The 15,966-nt window shown below is 67.5% G+C and carries 15 protein-coding genes; 12 read left to right on the plus strand and 3 right to left on the minus strand.

Annotated elements, in window-relative coordinates; translation table 11 throughout:
• Positions 1-207: 207 nt before the first annotated feature.
• Together NCCP_RS08610 and NCCP_RS08615 are read right to left on the minus strand one after the other, a co-directional pair.
• Positions 208-519, minus strand: coding sequence for a muconolactone Delta-isomerase (locus tag NCCP_RS08610; protein WP_149956842.1), 312 nt, complete (start codon positions 517-519; stop codon positions 208-210).
• An 11-nt stretch (positions 520-530) separates the two neighbouring features.
• Complete coding sequence (locus NCCP_RS08615; RefSeq protein ID WP_149956843.1) at positions 531-1,286, minus strand: alpha/beta fold hydrolase; 756 nt, start codon at positions 1,284-1,286, stop codon at positions 531-533.
• 313 nt (positions 1,287-1,599) lie between these two features.
• On the opposite strand from NCCP_RS08615, the gene NCCP_RS08620 reads away from it, so the two are divergent.
• The 12 genes from NCCP_RS08620 (at position 1,600) to NCCP_RS08675 (ending at position 14,187) form a co-directional block, all read left to right on the plus strand.
• Positions 1,600-2,316 carry a PIG-L deacetylase family protein gene (locus tag NCCP_RS08620; RefSeq protein ID WP_149956844.1) on the plus strand — a complete coding sequence of 239 codons (717 nt, stop codon included), beginning with the start codon at positions 1,600-1,602 and terminating at the stop codon, positions 2,314-2,316.
• Between the two features lie 14 nt (positions 2,317-2,330).
• Positions 2,331-2,927, plus strand: a complete 597-nt coding sequence (locus NCCP_RS08625) for an RraA family protein (protein ID WP_149956845.1) — start codon at positions 2,331-2,333, stop codon at positions 2,925-2,927.
• Positions 2,928-3,155: 228 nt separating this feature from the next.
• Positions 3,156-4,562 carry a vanillate/3-O-methylgallate O-demethylase gene (ligM, locus tag NCCP_RS08630; protein ID WP_149956846.1) on the plus strand — a complete coding sequence of 469 codons (1,407 nt, stop codon included), beginning with the start codon at positions 3,156-3,158 and terminating at the stop codon, positions 4,560-4,562.
• Positions 4,563-4,655: 93 nt separating this feature from the next.
• The gene (locus NCCP_RS08635; RefSeq protein WP_149956847.1) at positions 4,656-6,155 is read left to right on the plus strand and encodes an aldehyde dehydrogenase family protein; all 1,500 of its coding nucleotides are present in this window, start codon (positions 4,656-4,658) and stop codon (positions 6,153-6,155) included.
• 281 nt (positions 6,156-6,436) lie between these two features.
• Positions 6,437-7,819, plus strand: a complete 1,383-nt coding sequence (locus tag NCCP_RS08640; RefSeq protein WP_216364686.1) for an aminomethyl transferase family protein — start codon at positions 6,437-6,439, stop codon at positions 7,817-7,819.
• Between the two features lie 38 nt (positions 7,820-7,857).
• Positions 7,858-8,757, plus strand: a complete 900-nt coding sequence (locus NCCP_RS08645) for a methylenetetrahydrofolate reductase (protein ID WP_225873763.1) — start codon at positions 7,858-7,860, stop codon at positions 8,755-8,757.
• A gap of 2 nt (positions 8,758-8,759) precedes the next feature.
• Complete coding sequence (gene purU / locus NCCP_RS08650) at positions 8,760-9,686, plus strand: formyltetrahydrofolate deformylase (protein WP_149956848.1); 927 nt, start codon at positions 8,760-8,762, stop codon at positions 9,684-9,686.
• A gap of 161 nt (positions 9,687-9,847) precedes the next feature.
• The gene (gene ligA / locus NCCP_RS08655; protein WP_149956849.1) at positions 9,848-10,204 is read left to right on the plus strand and encodes a protocatechuate 4,5-dioxygenase subunit alpha; all 357 of its coding nucleotides are present in this window, start codon (positions 9,848-9,850) and stop codon (positions 10,202-10,204) included.
• On the plus strand, positions 10,197-11,078 hold the full coding sequence (locus NCCP_RS08660) for a class III extradiol dioxygenase subunit beta (RefSeq protein ID WP_149956850.1): 882 nt from the start codon (positions 10,197-10,199) through the stop codon (positions 11,076-11,078). The genes ligA and NCCP_RS08660 overlap by 8 nt, the downstream gene beginning before the upstream one ends.
• A 33-nt stretch (positions 11,079-11,111) precedes the next feature.
• Entirely contained in the window at positions 11,112-11,909 is a 798-nt protein-coding gene (locus NCCP_RS08665) for an SDR family NAD(P)-dependent oxidoreductase (protein WP_149956851.1), read from the plus strand.
• A gap of 92 nt (positions 11,910-12,001) precedes the next feature.
• Entirely contained in the window at positions 12,002-13,522 is a 1,521-nt protein-coding gene (locus tag NCCP_RS08670; protein ID WP_172627347.1) for a GAF domain-containing sensor histidine kinase, read from the plus strand.
• On the plus strand, positions 13,519-14,187 hold the full coding sequence (locus NCCP_RS08675; protein ID WP_149956853.1) for a response regulator: 669 nt from the start codon (positions 13,519-13,521) through the stop codon (positions 14,185-14,187). Before NCCP_RS08670 ends, NCCP_RS08675 begins: the two co-directional genes overlap by 4 nt.
• Positions 14,188-14,269: 82 nt before the next feature.
• Here NCCP_RS08675 and NCCP_RS08680 read toward each other — a convergent pair whose 3' ends face one another.
• On the minus strand, positions 14,270-15,463 hold the full coding sequence (locus NCCP_RS08680; protein ID WP_149956854.1) for an AI-2E family transporter: 1,194 nt from the start codon (positions 15,461-15,463) through the stop codon (positions 14,270-14,272).
• Positions 15,464-15,966 lie beyond the last annotated feature (503 nt).

Below are 15,966 nucleotides of genomic sequence, written 5' to 3' on the forward strand. Positions count from 1 at the left end.
GCCACGGCCTGGCCATCCTCGGTACGGAACAGCGCCAGCGGACGGTTCGCGATCCGGCGGGCCATCGGCTTGCGCGTCACCTCATGGTCCCACGCCGCAACGTACCAGGCATTGAGCGGGTGGCCGAGGATCCGGGCCGTCGTCGTTCCACGTACTTCAACTTGCGTCATGATCAATGCTTCCTTCTTGCCCGGCCCGGGCCGGTCGTTAAGCCGTCGCTGCAGTGGAGGAATCCGCCGCGGCGAGCAGCTTTTCCTGGGGATGGGTAGCCAGCGCCTCGACCGTAATGGTCTGCCACTGAAAGGTGGGGAGGTTGGACAGAACGTCGTGAAGCTCCGTCACGTCCCCGGCCTCATACCAGCCGACGGCGGTACGGGTGCCCGGAACCCGCCACAGCCGTCGCAGGATGCCCCGGTCGCGCAGTTGCTGGGCATACTCCCGCTCCGCGGATTTGATGCGGGCTTCCTCTTCTGCCGCCATCGGGGGCATGTTGTTCTGTTGCCGGACCAGGAATTCCATCGTTCCTCCTTCTAGACGGCCACGCGCAGGGCGTGGTCGTGGGACTGCAGCAGGTGCCGCGCCAGCAGCCCTGCATTCGTAACCATCACTTCGTGGTCCGCGTCCAGCTCGGCGACATCCCAGCCGGCCGCCTCCGCCCGCCGGGCGAAGCGGGTGAAAGGGGTCGCCCATCCGGAACACAGCAGGTACTGGCCGGCGGAAGGCAGGTCCGACAGGCCGAACTCCACCGCATCAAGGTAGGTTTTGGCGGGATGGGCCGTCAGCCGGGGCGCCAGTTCCGCTATGACCTGCTGGTCGGTGACCCCCAGGTTTTCCAGCGGCCGCGGATCGATGACGAGCCCTCCGTTGTGGCGTGCCGACTCCAGGTAGTGCGCCGCGGCCCGTTCCGGCAGCAGGTCGATGCCGACCTCTCCCGGCTGCGGCAGAAAGCCGTCGACGATCACCAGCCGCTTGATCCTGTCCGGCACCAGAGCGGCGGCTCCGGTCGCCACCAGGCCCGCGTAGCTGTGGCCAACCAGGATCACTTCCCGCAGGTCCTCCGACTCGATGGCGGCCACGACATCTGTCACGTGGGTGCGCAGGCCGGTCTCCGGGGTGAGCAGGTGCGCCCTGTCGCCCAACCCCGTGAGGGTCGGAGTCAGGACGGTGGCACCTGCGGCTTCCAGCAGCCGCTGGACCGGACGCCAGCACCATGCTCCATGCCAGGCGCCGTGGACCAGGACGTAGGTCCCTCCGCCGGCTGTCTCCGGGCTGGTGGTCTCCGGCATTCTTAGCTCCTCTCGATTGCGGCTTGTCCCTCTCGGCCAAGCCCGGATCAGCGGATGGGACCGCCGTCTTTGGCCGGGTCATCAAACTGCCCATCAGGAGGCCGCCGGTGCCGGCGGCCCGCGCGGCGCGGAAGGGCTTAGCCTGCCCATTGCAGGAAGCCGGCTGAAGTGGCCCCAACCTATCGACAGGCAAAAGTGATTGTCAACACTTTTGGATTCATTGATGTTTCCCAAATTATGGACAAAGGGTTGACATCATCTCCGGATGTGCGAACGATCTAGGCGTAGCCTTTGTCACACCGAGGGGTCTTGAATGTCGAAGAAAAGAATGCTCGTCGTCGGCGCCCACAGTGCCGATTTTGTATGGCGGTCGGCCGGTGTCCTGGCGGCTCACACGCGTGCCGGGGGCGAGGCCCTCGTAGTGGCCCTGTCCTACGGCGAGCGCGGCGAATCCGGGGAACTCTGGAAGGAACCGGGGCAGACCGAGGAAAACGTCAAACGCATCCGCCACGGAGAAGCATCCCGCGCGGCGGCCATTCTGGGCGCCGAGTTCGAGGCGTTCGATTTGGGCGACTATCCGCTGGACATGGGATCTGACGCCATCGGCCGCCTGGCCGAACTGATGCGCGATTTTCAGCCCCACATCACGCTCACCCACCCGGCGAAGGACCCGTACAACCCCGACCACCCCGTCGCCCACGCGGCCGTAGCCCGCGCCCGGCTGCTGACCGCAGGCGCCGGCGTCGAGAGCGGCTTCCGGACTGCTCCCCCGTCAGAGTTCCTGGCCTTCGAGCCGCACCAGCCCGAACTCTGCGAATTCACGCCCACGGTCTTCGTCGATATCACGGACGTCTTTGAGCTCAAGAAGCTGGCCATGAAGGAGATGAAGGCCCAGCAGTACCTGCAGGAGTACTACTCCCAGCGGGCCGAACACCGCGGCAACCATGCCCGCAAGGTCACCGGGAACAAACAGATCCGGCAGGCCGAAGCCTTCCAGCGACTGCTGCCCAACGTCGTGGACAAACTTTAGGAAGGGCCGGCGTAATGAGCGAACAGGACCGGCACATCCGGGATCTGGCGGGCACGCTGCCGGTGGCCAACATCGGGGACGCGATGGAGCGGCTGAATGTCGTGGACTCCGGCATCCGCCCCATGTGGCCGGGAGCGCGCCTGGTCGGCAGGGCGTTCACCGTCATGACCGCCGGCGGAGACAACAAGGCCATCCATGAGGCCCTGGACCACGCGGGCCCGGGCGATGTCCTCGTCATCAACGGGCAGGGAGCCACCCACCGCGCCCTCATCGGCGAACTGATCGCGGGGCGCGCCGCCGCCCAAGGGGTGGTCGGCTTCGTCATTGACGGCGCCATCCGCGATGTCCGCGACCTGGAGGAGATGCGCTTTCCCGTCTTCGCCCGTGCCGTGACGCCCGCCGGCCCATACCGTAACGGCCCCGGCTACCACCAGAAACCCGTGGCGCTCGGCGGCGTCGTGGTCAATCCGGGCGACCTGGTTGTCGCGGACGACGACGGCGTCGCCGTCGTCCCCCGGGACGCGGAAGCGGACGTCCTCGCCCGGGCCGTTGCCAAGCATGAGCAGGAACTGGCGCAGCGGGACGGCGTCCCCGCCCCCAGTGGCATCTAAGCGGGACTAAGCCCCTGCGGACGGGCACACTCCGCCCTCCAATCCGTTTTCGAAAATGTAGACAATTGTGTTGCCGATCACTCGACGTTCGACTAGGTTGTAACCAACGTCACAGAGCCCGCGCCCGGGATCGGGCGGTCGCGCTCCGCGGCCTGTTTTCCGCACCACGTCCTCCACTTAGCCAGACATGCCCAAGATGGTCCGGCCCAGCCGACGAAGAGGGGAATCATGAGCGCAAGGAACCTTCAGGAAGTCCTGGACGCTTCCGGCAACACCGTCGACCTGCTGCGCAACTCGCAGGTGGGCGCCTACGTCTACCCGGTGGTCGCCTCGGAGTTCACCAACTGGCGCAGCGAGGTCCGCGCCTGGCGGGACACGGCGGTGCTGTTCGACCAGTCGCACCACATGGACAACCTGTTCATCAAGGGTCCGGATGCGCTGCGGCTGATCTCGGACACCGCCATCAACAGCGTGGCCCAGTTCCCGGTGAACAGGGCCAAGCAGTACGTGCCCACCACCCCGTCGGGCCACGTGATCGGCGATGGCATCCTTTTCCACGAGGCCGAGGACGAGTTCGTCTACGTGGGCCGCTCGCCGGCCGCCAACTGGCTGCTTTTCCACGGCGAAACCGGGGGGTATGACGTGGAGGTGGCCGTGGACCGCCGCTCCCCCTCGCGCCCGATGGGCAAGCCGGTGTCCCGCAGGTACTGGCGGCTGCAGATCCAGGGTCCGAACGCTTGGCCAATCATCGAAAAGCTCAACGGCGGGCCGGTGGAGCAGCTGAAGTTCTTCAGCATGGACTACCTGACCGTGGCCGGCGAGCGAGTGCGCACGCTGCGCCACGGCATGGCCGGGGCCCCGGGACTGGAGCTGTGGGGCCCGTACGGATCCTACGACAAGGTCCGGGACGCGATCCTGGAGGCCGGGCAGGAATTCGGCATGCTCGCCGTCGGAGCCCGCGCCTATTCCTCGAATACGCTCGAATCCGGATGGATCCCGTCTCCGCTGCCGGCGGTCTATTCCGGGGAGGAACTGCGCTCCTACCGTGAATGGCTGGGGGCGGACAGCTACGAGGCCACCAATGCCGTGGCCGGCAGCTTCGTCTCGGACCGCATCGAGGACTACTACCTGACCCCATGGGAGCTTGGTTACGGGTCGTTCGTGAAGTTTGACCACGACTTCATCGGCCGCGAGGCGCTGGAGAAGATCGATCCGGCCACCCAGCGCCGCAAGGTCACGCTGGCCTGGAACGCCGAGGACATGACCAGGATCTTCGCGTCCCTGTTCGATCCCGGGTCCGAGGGCTACAAGTACTTCGACCTGCCCAATGCCAACTACGGCTCCTCCAACTACGACTCGATCCTCGACGACGCCGGGAACACCGTGGGCGTCTCCCTGTTCACCGGCTACAGCGCCAACGAAAAGCGTGCGCTGTCCCTGGCCACCGTTGACCCGAATATCGAACTCGGCACGGAGGTGCGCGTGGTGTGGGGCGAACCGGACGGCGGCACGCGCAAGACCACGGTGGAGCCGCACCGGCAACTCGAGGTCCGCGCCGTCGTCAGCCCCGCCCCCTACTCGGTGACGGCCCGCAAGGAATACCGCGCCGGTTGGCGGACCGCGCAGGCGATCTAGCTTTGGCTTTGCTGCCGCACCGTTCCTGCGGCGCGGCAGCAAAGCCCTACCAAAATGCAGTAAACGGATGAACACATGGAAAGGCATTTGGCGATGACAGAGACGACGGAAACAACGGCCCGCGTGGCCACGGGACTGTTCATCGGGGGTGAGGCCCGGGAGACGCGGGAGACTCTGGCGATTGCCGACCCGGGCAAGCCCGGAGTGGTGGTCGGCCACGCCGCCGCCGCCACCACCCAGGACGTGGAGGACGCGGTCGCGGCGGCTAAGGCTGCGTTCCCGGCGTGGGCCGCGCTGTCGACCCAGGAGCGGGCCGGCCTGCTGGCCGCGGCCATCGAGGGAATCGCGGAGCTGCGCGACGAGGACGCCGCGATCCTGTCGCAGGAGAACGGCAAGGTCCGCATGGAGGCCTGGATCGATGCCCTGGTCTTCGAGATCCGCTGGAACCTGGCGCTGTCCCTGGCCGAGGAAATGGACAAGGCCAAGGTCCTGGAACCGGTTCCGGGGATCCCGGTGACCACCACTGTGGCCTACCAGCCGCTGGGCGTGGTCTCGGTAATCGTGCCGTTCAACTGGCCGGTGGCGATCCTGGGCGCGTCCCTGCCGTACGCGCTGCTGGCCGGCAACACCGCGATCGTCAAGCCGCCGCCATCGGCGCCGCTGGCCACCGCCCGCATCGTGCAGCGGGTGGCCGAAAAGCTGCCTCCGGGAGTGCTCAACCTCGTCACGGGCACCGATGACCAAATGGGCGCGCTGATCCAGAACCCGGACATCGCCAAGGTCTGCTTCACCGGCAGCGTCCCGGGCGGCAAGCGCATCATGCAGATGGCCTCGGCCTCCCTGACCCGCGTTACCCTCGAGCTGGGCGGCAACGACGCGGCCATCTTCCTGGCCGACGCGGTCCTGGACGAGACCCACCTGGACCGGATCTTCGGGGCGGTCTTCGACACCACCGGGCAGATCTGCATGAACGCCAAGCGCATCTACGTGCACCGCTCGCGCCTGGAGGAACTGACCGCCGGATTGGCCGCCCGCCTGGAGCGCACGGTCATCGGCTACGGCCTGGACGCGGAGACCACCATGGGCCCGCTGCACTCCCCGGCGCAGAAGGCGTTCGTCCAGGAGCTGATCAACGAGGCCAAGGACGCCGGCGCCGAGGTGCGCGAGTACGGCACGCTGCCCTCGGACCCGGAGCTGGCTGGCGGGAACTTCCTGCGCCCGGCCCTGGTCATCGACCCGGACCCGAACCTGCGGGTGGTCACTGAGGAACAGTTCGGCCCGGTCATCCCGCTCATCCCCTTCGACACCGAGGAGGAGGCCATCGCCGCCGCCAATGACAGCTGGGGCGGGCTCGGCGGCTCAGTCTGGACTGCGGACCGGGAAGCGGCCGACAGGATCGGCGCACAGCTGGCCTGCGGCTACGTCTGGGTCAACGACCACGGCGCGAACCGCCTGGACCTGCGCGCCCCCTTCGGCGGCATGAAGCACTCCGGTATGGGCCGCGAGCAGGGCATCGAAGGCATCCGTGCCTTCCAGGACACCCGCTCCATTGCCCACCTCGATGAAGCCGCCCTCGCGGCTGGCGCCCACTAGGGGCATTCATCCACTGAGCACGACGGCGGGTGGCGTGGGGCGAATGCCTGCGCCACCCGCCGTCGTGCCACCGGGCCGAATCCGTCCACTGCGCGGCGCCGGGCAGGCCACGCGACATATGTCCCAAGGGCAGACCGGCCAACCATATGAACAACCATGGTCGCTGACAATCTAGGGTCCTCAGTAGTGATGCAGCCCACAGTCCGCCCCGCGGGGCGCCGGACCAGCCGCCTCACCGACCCGGAACGGGTTACCCATCGGCCCTAGAGAAAGCCATCATCATGAATGTTGAAACCGTGCGGTCCCTGAACGCCGACAGCCTCGAAGCCGCCATCCGGCAGGCGGGAAATCCCGTGGAGCTGCTGCGCAACTCCACGTTCCGCCCCCACACCTTCCCGGTAGCAGCCGAATTCACTAACTGGCGCTCCGAGCAGGCGGCCTGGCGTGATTCCTGTGCCCTGCTTGACCAGTCCCACCACATGACGGACCTGTTCATCACCGGTCCGGACGCCCTGAGGCTGCTGGCCGACTTCGGGGTCAACAGCTTTGCCAAGTTCGCCCCGGGCCAGGCGAAGCAGTACGTGGCGGTCAATCAGGACGGCTTCTTCATCGGAGACGCCATTCTCTTCTACCTCGACGACGGGAGCTTTGACCTGGTCGGCCACCACACGGTGCTCAACTGGGTGCAGTTCCAGCTGGAAACCGGCAATTACGACGCCCGCATCGAGCGCGACGACAATTCCTTCGTGCGCGGTCCGGGCCGTCCGCCGAAGCTGTACCGCTATGAGCTGCAGGGACCCACGGCTGCGCCCCTCGTCGAAAAGCTCACCGGCCAGCCCCTGCCGAACACCAAGTTCTTCAGCATGACCGAATTCGCCATCGCCGGGCACCGGGTCCGCGCGCTGCGGCACGGGATGGCCGGCCAGCCCGGGTTCGAACTGTTCGGTCCGTGGGCTGAGGGGCAGGAGGTCCTGGACGCGATCCTGGCGGCGGGCGAAGAGTTCGGGCTGGTCCGGGCAGGGGCCAAGGCCTACTCCACGGCCAACCTCGAATCGGGCTGGATCCCGTCACCGGTCCCGGCCATTTTCGGCGAAGCCGAGAAGGCATACCGGGAGTGGCTGGGCGCCGGGTCGCTGGGTTCCCTGGGCGGCAGCATGGATTCGCCCGACATCACCGACTACTACGTCACCCCCTACGACATCGGCTACGGCATGGTGGTGAAGTTTGACCACGACTTCCTCGGCCGCGCGGCGCTGGAGGAGATCGCCGGGGTACCCCGCCGGAAGAAGGTCACCCTGGTCTGGAACACCGACGACGTCGCCAGCGCCATCCGCTCGCTGTACGAACCGGGCACTCCGGCCAAGTTCATCGACATGCCCAAGGCACGCTACGCCCTGTTCCAGATGGACAAGGTGCTGCACAAAGGCCGATGGGCCGGCATCTCGATGGATGCCGGCTACATCTCCAACGAGCACGTGATGGTGTCCCTGGCCACCGTGGACCTTGAGGCCAGCGAGCCCGGCACCGAGGTGACAGTGCTGTGGGGCGAAAACCCGAACTCGGCCAAGCCTGCAGTGGAGGCCCACCGGCAGGTGGAGATCCGCGCCACCGTGGCCCCGGTTCCGTTTGTCCAAGCTGTCCGCGATTCCTACCGCACAGCGTGACGGCCCCAATGCCGGGCCCCAGTATTGGGAGTACTCACTTGGAACGATCTAAAACCGCCCCTTCCCCTCAAAGCCGGCAGGTACTGGCCGGCCTGGTCAGGAACATCGGCTACGAAGTCATGCCGTTCAAGGGCACGGAGGAGAAGGTACTGAAAAATGTGCCCGCCTCCGTCCCCCTGACAGTGACCGCCACCGGGGGCAAGGGCATTGAAGTGACCGTTGACCTGGCCACCCGGCTGCGTGCCCGCGGCTATTCGGTGGCCCCGCACCTGCCGGCCCGCCTGTTCAGGGACGAAGCCGAACTCTCCGGCGTCGTCGACCAGCTGCGCGAAGCCGACGTCCGGCGGGTGTTCATCATCGCCGGAGACGCTCCGCAGCCGGCCGGACAGTTCCCGGATGCCCTCTCCCTGCTCAAGTCCATGGACGCCATGGGGCACCACTTCGAGGAAGTCGGCATCGGAGGCTACCCCGAGGGCCACGCCTCCTTCCCGGCTGCGGCGATCGAACAGGCGCTCGAAGACAAGGCCCCACTTGCGACCCGGATCCTGACCCAAATCTGCTTCGACGCCAAAACCACCACCGCTTGGGCGGCAGGGATCAAGCAGCGCGGCGTCGACCTGCCCGTTTTCGTGGGCATGCCCGGACCGGTGAGCCGCCAGAAGCTGGTGCGGGTCTCCGCAGGACTCGGCCTGGGGCAGTCCGCCCGATTCCTGCAAAAGCAGCAGAACATGCTGTGGCGGTTCTTCCTGCCCGGCGGCTACCGCCCCGACCGGCTCATCCGCGGCCTGGCCGCCGCGGTGCCGAAGGCGGACACCAACATCCGCGGCTTCCACATCTTCACCTTCAACGACCTGGCCGAGACGGAGGCCTGGCGGCGCCGCTTGGTGCAGTCGGTTGCGGAACAGGTGCAGTCGGTCGCGGAACAGGAGGAACGGTGAGCATGGCCGTCGCCACGGAAAGGCCGCCGCAGCCGCTTCCGGAATCCCTGGCAGCCATCCCCGCCACCGACTCCGGAGACGGGGACATCGGCCGGCTGATCGTCCAGGGAACCGACCAGCGCGGCATCGTCGCCAGCATCTCGGCGCTGCTGGCCGACGCCGGGGCCAATATCATCTCGCTCGACCAGCACTCCAGCGATCCCGAAGGCGGCCAGTTCTTCCAGCGGACCGTGTTCAGCCTTCCCCACCTGCCGGCCCGGCTGGAGGATCTGCGGGGGAAACTGGACGCCCGGCTCGCCGGTGAACTGGGACTGTCCTGGCAACTCGTGGAGGCCCGGCAGCATAAACGGGTGGCGGTCTTCGTTTCCACGTCGGACCACTGCCTGCTGGACCTGCTCTGGCGGCAGCGGCGCGGCGAGCTGCCAATGGACATCGTCATGGTCGTCTCCAACCACCCCGACCTCGCCAAGGACGTCCGCCCGTTCGGCATTCCGTACTTCCACGTCCCCGTGTCCGGAAACAAGAAGGAGGCCGAAGCCCGCCACCTCGAACTGCTGGACGGCAACGTGGACCTGGTGGTGCTGGCGCGCTACATGCAGATCATCTCCGAGGACTTCCTCGATGCGGTCGGGGTGCCGGTCATCAACATCCACCACTCCTTCCTGCCCGCGTTCATCGGAGCCGGCCCCTACCAGAAGGCTAAGGACCGGGGCGTAAAGCTGATCGGCGCCACCGCCCACTATGTCACCCGGGACCTGGACGAGGGCCCGATCATCGAACAGGACGTCATCCGCGTCTCGCATCGGGACTCGGCGCAGGACCTGGCCCGCAGCGGCGCGGACGTCGAACGCCGGGTGCTGTCACGGGCCGTCGCCGCCCATTGCGAAGACCGGATCCTCAGGCAGGGCAATACGACCGTTGTTTTCTAGCCGAACAGGACATTTGTCCCGGACGGAGGGCGGCATCCGACGGATGCCGCCCTCCGGAAGGGTTCCTAGAGTCAGAATGTGAGCTGTGCCATACCGCCGCAGGGCGGGACGGACCTCACCCCACCAGGGCAGCAGGCCATGCTGCAAGAAATGGAGTACCGATGCCATCGTCGACGCCGGAGGTGCCGGGGACGTACGTCTTCGACGTTGCCCAGAGCAACCGGGGATATGCCCTGAACCGCCTGTGCGGTTCATTGAAGGACGCGGCCAACCGCGAGCGCTTCAGCGCGGATGAGGCCGCCTACTGCGATGCCTACGGCCTGTCCCCGGAGCAGCGGGAGGCCATTCTCCAGCGCGATTGGACGCGCATGCTGGATCTGGGCGGATCCATCTTTTACGTCTTCAAGCTGGCCGTATTGGACAAGAAGTCCATGCAGGACCTTGGGGGAATATTTACCGGCATGACGACCGAGGAATTCGTCAAGGCCCTGAATGCAGGAGGACGCAGTTTTGGCTGAATTGATCTGGGGTCTTGCGACCTCCCACGTGCCGTCCATCGGCGCCGCCATGGACAACGGCAAGACAGAGGACCCGTACTGGAAGCCGCTGTTCGACGGCTATGCGCCGGCCCGGGAGTGGATGGCCAAGCACACCCCCGACGTGGCGATCATCGTCTACAACGACCACGCCAATGCCATCGAACTCAATATGACACCGATGTTCGCCATCGGGACGGCGGACGCGTACAAGGTCGCCGATGAAGGCTGGGGCAGCCGCAACGTTCCGCCGGTAGCGGGAGCCCCCGAGCTGTCCGAGCACATCCTGGTCAGCCTGGTGGATGAGGGCTTCGACATGACGGTTTGCCAGGAACTGGAAGTAGACCACGGCCTCACCGTTCCGTTGTCGGTCTACTGCCCGGATCCGGGCGATGCCTGGCCGTGTGCGGTCGTGCCGATCCTGGTCAACGTGATCCAGTACCCCCAGCCCACGGCCGCGCGGTGCCTGGCCCTGGGCGAAGCGTTGGGACGGGCCATCCGATCGTTCCCCAAAGACCTGAAGGTTGCCGTTTTCGGGACCGGGGGCATGTCGCACCAGCTGGCCGGTGCCCGCGCCGGCCTGATCAACGAGAAGTTCGACAGGATGTTCCTGGAAACCATCGAGACCGACCCGGCGGCCTTGGCCGCCCTGTCCCGGGAGGACTACATCCGGGAAGCCGGGTCCGAGGGCATCGAACTCATCATGTGGCTGGTCATGCGCGGGGCCTTGGGACCGGGGATCCGCCGGGTCCACGAGACCTACCACGTGCCGGCGTCGAACACCGCCGCCGCCTTGGCCCTGTTCGAGAACCTGCCCGGCGGGGCCGGCCAGCCCTCCGGCGCCTCCCCGCGCTAGGGGCTGCCCGCCCCAAATGGAAGGACCCCACTGATGGAACCTGCCGGACACGCCGTCACCACAGCCGCGGCGCCCGCGGCCCCGGCTGTCCCCGGGCGGCTGGCCGGCACCGCGGCGGTGGTGACGGGTGCCGCCGGCGGGCTGGGCCGCGCCATTGCCGAGCGCCTTGCGGCCGAAGGCAGCGCAGTCGCCGTGCTGGACATCAAGGCGCCGTGGTGGTCCGGGCCGGACTCCCCGGAGGGGATCGGAGCCTGGCACTGCGACGTGACCAACACGGAGGAGATCCGCGACGTCGTGGACCAGGTCGCGCAGGCCCACGGCGGAATCGACATCCTGGTCAACGCTGCCGGCCTGCTGAGCGGGCGGGCGAGCCTGCTCGAAACCACGCCCGAAGACCTGCAGCGCTACTTCTCCGTCAATGCCGCCGGCGCGCTGTCCATGGTGCAGGCCTGCCATCCGTACCTGAAAGCCAGCCGGCACCGCGGCCGGATCATCAACGTGGCCTCCAGGACGTTCTTTACCGGCAGCCCGGGCCAGCTGGCCTACGTAGCCAGCAAGGGCGCACTGATCGGCATGACCCGGGTCATGGCCCGCGAACTGGGGCCGGACCGCATTACCGCCAATGCGGTGATGCCCGCCCAAGTCGCCACCCCGGGGACCCTCGCCCACTCCTCCGACGACGCCTTTGCCGCCACTATGGCGCAGCAGGCGATCCAGGAATTCGTCACCCCGGAGCATTTTGCGGGCCTGGTCGCCTACCTGGCCTCGCCGGACGGTGCCTTGGTGACCGGCCAGTCCCTGGTGTGCGACGGCGGCGGGCTCCTGCACTGACCTCGCCCGCCTGCGGGAAGCTTGAACCGCGTAATGTCTAAGGGAACGCCGGATCTGCCCGGGCGTGCATGTGCCGGCCGGAAGGAGTGACGATGAGTGCAGCGGGCTCTCCGGAGGCCGAGTGGTGGGAAGTGGCCCCGGTGGGGCTGGCGCGCGTCGACACCACCGGGCGGGTCACGCGAATCAACCGGGCGGGGGCAGCCCTGCTTGATCTCGCGGGTGACGCCCTGGCTACCCTGGACGGACTGTTCGAGATAGACGAGGCGCCTCAGGGCGCCGCCGGAATCGAAGCGGAACGGTTGGCCTCTTGGGCGATGGCCCCGTCCGAACCCCGCGAATTGGCCTACCGCGTGCACGGCTACCGCCACGGCTACATAGTCTCCTTCCGGGACGTGACCATGCGCCGCCAGCAGGAACGCCGGGCCGCCGCCGTGGCCCGCACGGCGGCCCGGGTGGCATCGGAACGTTCCCTGGCCACCACCCTGAATGCCATGGCCAGCGAAGTGCTGCGGGCCAATGGCCTGGCAGGGGTCCAGATCCTGGCCACCGGGCAGCCCGACGGGCCGTTGCACGTGATGGGTTCGGCAGGGTTTTCCTCCTCCGACAGTTTCTTTGCCCTGCTGATGGAGTGCCAGCGGAGGGGGGCCGACCTGAGGATGCTCGATGCCCTGCGCACCGGAACGCCCGTCGTGATCCACCACCGCTACGGGGCCGTGATGGCGGACCCGGCGTGGGAGCCGCTCCACGAGCTTCTCCGCTCGCCCCGCTGGGACGCATTTGCCTCGGTCCCGATCCTGGTGCGGGAACGGGCAGCAGGCATACTCAACGTGTTCTTCGCTCCGGAGCAGAAAGTCGACCACGGGACGATAGAATTTTTGGCCACCATGGCCGACCAGGCAGCCCTGGCCATCGACTACGCCGACCTGCTGGAACGCGAACGCTACGTGGCCCGCCGGGCCGAACGGCAGCGGCTCGCGCGGGACCTGCATGACTCGGTGGTCCAGCAGGTCTTTTCGATCGGCATGCAGACGCAGGCGCTCAAAGTGCTCGCCGAACGCGCTCCGGAGCCGCAGGCGGAATCACTTGCCGCCGTCGCGGCCGAGCTTGAGGAGATCACGCAGTCGACACTGCAGGACCTGCGCAGCTTGGTAAACCAGCTCCAGCCGTCACCGGTTGCAGACAAGGGCCTCCGTGCGGCCCTGCAGACCCTGGTGGAGAACACCCGGCGCCGGACCGGAATCGACGTCGCGCTCGCCGTGGCGGATGCCGTGGATGAAGTGCACGCCCCGCTTCTCGAGGATGTCTATTTCATCGTCGCCGAAGCGGTGCACAATGCCGTGAAGCACTCTGGAGCCGGCTCGATCCGGGTCGAGATCGGTGGCGGGGGCGCCTCCGCCCTGGAGGTCTCGGTCCGCGATGACGGCCATGGCCGCCTGCCGGAGCTGCCGGACGCGGCCCCGGGGAGGTCTCGCGGACACGGGCTGGCTTCAATGCGCGAGCGCGCCGGGCAATGGGGCGGGCAGCTGTCGGTCGACTTGGGGAGGGGCGGCGGCACCACTGTCCGCGCCCGTTTCCCGCTGCCCCAAAACCGCTTGGACAAGGAGGAACGATGACCCAGCCGGCGCCGACCCTGAAGGTGCTGATTGTCGATGACCACGCGGTGGTCCGTCGGGGCATCAAGGCGTATTTCGAGGTCTTGGAGGACATCGAAGCCGTGGACGAAGCCAGCGACGGGCAAGAGGCGCTGGAGAAGCTGGCGGCGATGTCCGCCTACGGAAAGCTGCCGGACATCGTCCTCCTCGACCTGATGATGCCCCGGCTGGACGGCATCTCCGCAACGGCGGAAATCACCAGCCGATACCCTGATGTCAAGGTGGTGGTGCTGACCAGCTTTGGGGAAACCGAGCGCCTGCACACGGTCCTTGAGCATGGAGCCTCCGGTTACCTGCTCAAGGATGCCGGCCCGACGGAGGTCGCCAGCGCCATCCGGGCCGCCGCGCGCGACGAGGTCTTCATCGACACCGCGGTGGCCAAGCACCTGACCCGGACCAGGCTGTCCCCACCCACGGGCATCGCCTCCCTCACCAGCCGTGAACGCACAGTGCTTGCACTGGTGGGCCAAGGCAGGTCCAACCAGGAGATCGCCACCGAGCTGCGGATCAGCGAACGCACCGCGCGCACCCACGTGAGCAACGTGCTGGGAAAGCTCAGCCTCCGTTCCCGCACCCAGGCCGCCCTGGTCGCCGTCCGCGAGGGACTGCTCCCCCCGGGCGGCTGACCGGCGGCCCCGGTCCGAAGCCGCGCCCGGCCGGTCCTGCGCGTTGTGCGGGGGATGGGACCGGGCCAGCTGGGTGTCCCGACTACCGGTCGCGCCGGTCGTCTGGTGCGGAATCCTGATTAGCCGTGTCCCTTTCGGCGGCGCCCGGCTTCCTGCCGCGCTGTTCATACCACCGGATGGCCTGGTAGCGCATGCGTTGGGCAAGGGTGGCCTTTTCCGATGCCCGGTCCTTCGGGTTGAGGGGGTCCTCCCCCAGCACCGGGTCGGGCCCGGCTTGGTAGCGGTCGCTCCACACCTGCACCACGGTCCAGCCGACGGCCGTGTAGGGCACCGCGAGGATGGCCCCGAAAACGCCCCCGACGATGGCACCGACGGTTAGGGCCAGCAGCACGACCAGGGCGTTGAGACTGAGCGTGCGGCCCATGACGATGGGCTGCAGCAGGTCCCCCTCAAGCTGGTTGACCACCACCACGATGCCGACCACGATCAGGGCCTGGAGGGGACCGTTGGCCACCAGCGCCACCAAGGCCGCCAGCAGGCCGGTGACGGTGGCGCCGACAATGGGGATGAAGGCGCCAATGAAGACCACCACCGCCAGGGGCAGCACCAAGGGGACCCCGACGACCGCCAGGCCGATCCCGATGAGCACCGCGTCGGCCAGGGCAATGACGGCCGTCCCCCGAACGTATCCGCCGAGGACCTCCACGGCACGGTCCCCGGACTCAGCGAGTTTGGCTCGGCGTTCGCCACGGAACCAGCGCAGCGCGAAGTTCCACATGCGGGTCCCGTCCTTGAGGAAGAAAAACAGGATCACCAACATCAGCGCTACCCCGGTCAGGAACTCCGTAGCCGCGCCCAGGCCGATGATGGCATTGCCTGCGAGATTCTGCGCGAAGCTTCCGCTGACGACGAATTCCGTGATGCGGCGGGCGGCGGCGTCTACCGCCTCGCCGCCAACGGGCAGGGGGCCGGATTCGACCCACCGCTGCAGCTCGTTCCAGCGGTCTACAGCGGAAGTGGCCAGGGAATCCCACTCGTTGCCGATGGCCACCACCACCCCGGCCACCATCCCCCCGACCAGGACCAGCGCTCCCAAGAAGACGACGGCGATGGCCCAAGGCCGGCTCCACCCCCTGGCCGCCAGCCACCTCACCAAGGGCGAGACGGCCGAGGCGAGGATCAGTGCCACAAGAACCGCGATGACGACGACCTTGACCTGCAGGAGCAGCCACACCGACCCGGCCGCACCCAGGGCGATGAGGATGCCCTGGGCCATGCGGGAACCGGCCCGTCCAAAGGCGTCGGCCCACGGGCCGACGGCGGGCGCGACAGAGCGGGCAACCCGTTCAAGTTGCCCGGCGACGCCCGTTCCCTCGTGCGCCGGCTCCTTGACAGGGCCTGCCTCCGAGGCCTGGGGATGGCGTGGGGAGGGGGGCGAACTATTCAAGGGATGGCTCCTGGCAACGGCGGTCAAGGGGGCTGGTTCCGCGTCAAGTTCCCAGCTTCCCCGTGGCCGGAAATCGTGGAAGATTCGGCGAGGCAGTGGGAAAGTGCCGCTCGTCCGCGGCTAGGGTAACCCTTCGGCAAGGCCGGGAACAAAGTACCCTGCCCCCGCGGATGCGCGGTTCCCGGTCCAAAAGATGGCCGCGGGGAGGCGCTCCTGCCGGGTCTCGACGCCGGAACCGGCCCGCTGCCGTCAAGGGCCAGGCTTTCCGCCCTCGCGGGAGTGCTGGACGGCGAACGCGCAGCCCGATGTGGTGTGGGGGCCTGTCATTGGTC

It is taken from the genome of Zafaria cholistanensis (assembly GCF_008580665.1).
Taxonomy (GTDB): Bacteria; Actinomycetota; Actinomycetes; order Actinomycetales; family Micrococcaceae; genus Zafaria; species Zafaria cholistanensis.